Source organism: Streptomyces griseus subsp. griseus (assembly GCF_000720255.1).
GTDB lineage: Bacteria > Actinomycetota > Actinomycetes > Streptomycetales > Streptomycetaceae > Streptomyces > Streptomyces griseus_I.
In genome coordinates, this window is sequence record NZ_JOJE01000197.1 from 1 (window position 1) to 574 (window position 574).

Consider the following 574-nt stretch of genomic DNA (forward strand, 5'->3'; position numbering starts at 1 on the left):
AACTTCGGCCGGAAGTCCTCGGCCGCAATCGCGTCGTGGTCGCGGATGACGCGCTTGGCCCACTTGCGGGCGGTGTCCTGCCGCTGACACGCGATCTTCGCGTAGGTCTTCGCGCGCCACTTCTTCGCCTCGCGGTGCCCCTTCGACGAGGCCTGTCCCCTGGCGGGCTTGCGGCGCGCCACCATCCGGTCGTACCGGGTCAGCTTCGCCTGGGCCTTGCGCCCGTGCTCCGGGTGGGGGAGGTCGTACGGATCGGAGGTGGTGGTGGCGGTCTCCTTGACGCCCCAGTCCACACCGAGGACGGCGCCCGTCTTCCCCAGTCCACACCGAGGACGGCGCCCGTCTTGGAAAGTGGCTGTGTCTCGGTGGCGACGACGAACGAGGCGTACCAGTGCCCGACCGTGTCCCGGTACACGCGCACACTGGAGGGGGCGGCAGGGAGTTCGCGGGACCACACCACGGTCAGGCTGATGCCGCCCGCGACGTGCAGGCGGCCGCCCTTCAACCGGAACCCGCGCTGTGTGTAGTTCAGCGTGGGCAGCGCCTCGCGCTTCTTCTTGTGCCGGGGCATGCC

General features: G+C 70.0%; 1 pseudogene. It reads right to left on the reverse strand.

Annotation, left to right across the window (positions count from 1 at the left end):
* Positions 1-574, reverse strand: a pseudogene (locus IG99_RS43765) (RNA-guided endonuclease InsQ/TnpB family protein); the annotation flags it as partial.